A 1,364-nucleotide genomic window follows, 5' to 3' on the forward strand; every position below is an offset into this window, starting at 1 on the left:
ATTTTTGGCATATTGGCAGATAAATATAACCGTAAAACGCAGATTATTATTTCAAATCTTGTGAGAGGTTTGGTAATTGTAAGCTGGGTAATGCTTTGGCATTTTGGTATAGAAATTGAATTGATGGTCTTATCTGCTCTTTTGGGTATTTTTATCCCTTTTTATATGCCATCAGCTATTTCTTTAATTCAAAGTATTGTGCTGAAGGAACAGCTCATCAATGCAAATGCAACCATCGATATGGTTTATGAACTTGGCACTATCGTAGGTATGGGCTTAAGTGGATTTATACTGTCCTATGCAGGAACAAAAGGAACTCTTCTAATAGGTGGTATATTCTTTATCATTGCTGGTTTATTTAATTTTGCAATGAAGGTACCTAAAAACCGAAGATCTAAAAAACAAAACCAGCAAAATTGGTGGGAAAATTATACAGCATCCCTTCATTATTTTAAACAGAATCCAGCTCTTGTTGTACCTTATATAAGCCAGATGATTATTATGACTCTTTTGATGACCGTTCCTGTTATTCTCGTTCCTTATATACAAGAGGTTTTACATGCGGATAACAGGACCTTTGCAATATTTGAGGTGCTTTATTCTATGGGTGTATTGACAGGTGCGTTTTTTTCACCACTTCTTTGTAAAGTTTTATCCATAAGGAAAACATTAGCCATTTTATTAGCTTTTATGGCTATTGGCCTTGCTATTCTATCTGTTAATACACACAATTTTGTTGTTTTTCCTGTTTACTTTATGATTGGATTTGGACTTTCGAGTTGGGCTCTTTCGATTTCTTTATCACAACTCTCTTGTGATCCTGAATACCAAGGAAGATTGCAGGCAAGTTTTAATGGTATCTCTGGATGCTTGATCCTCGGAGTCTATCTCATCATGGCAAGCGATAACAGTAACATATCACCTCAATCGATATATTTTTTTCAAAGCATTGTTGCGTTTGTTGGAATACTCATAGTGCTGTTTTATAAACATGAAAAACAATAAATTACATTTAAGTGTGGACAACATACGCTATTTTATAAATATTTACGCTGCAGTACATTTCACATTTTGCTTTTAAAGGAGAGTTGAGAAAATGTAAAAGTTGGTGCTTAATGAACAAAGCATAAATTGATGTATGCTAGAGAATACTCTCTATTTTTTGATAATGATCTAAAAGAATTGATGCGTTTCTTTAATTCATCTCACTGTTGTTAAGAAGACGAAAACGTAACACTTTAAATCTTCTTGAAAGTTTTTTGTCTAAGCGTAGCAGAAAGTAAAGCGATGAGGTAATATCGTATCATATGGGGAGAGTATTGTATTATTTTTGTTTTTCAAAATCCATATGAAAAATTGTATCA

Annotated in this window: 1 protein-coding gene; it reads left to right on the forward strand. The window is 33.1% G+C overall.

The window, feature by feature from the left end:
• A partial coding sequence (locus ACFIL8_RS10350; RefSeq protein WP_375689699.1) for an MFS transporter occupies positions 1-1,005 on the forward strand: 1,005 nt, incomplete at its 5' end.
• Positions 1,006-1,364 lie beyond the last annotated feature (359 nt).

The organism is Bartonella sp. AP57NXGY, from assembly GCF_042195805.1.
Classification (GTDB): domain Bacteria; phylum Pseudomonadota; class Alphaproteobacteria; order Rhizobiales; family Rhizobiaceae; genus Bartonella.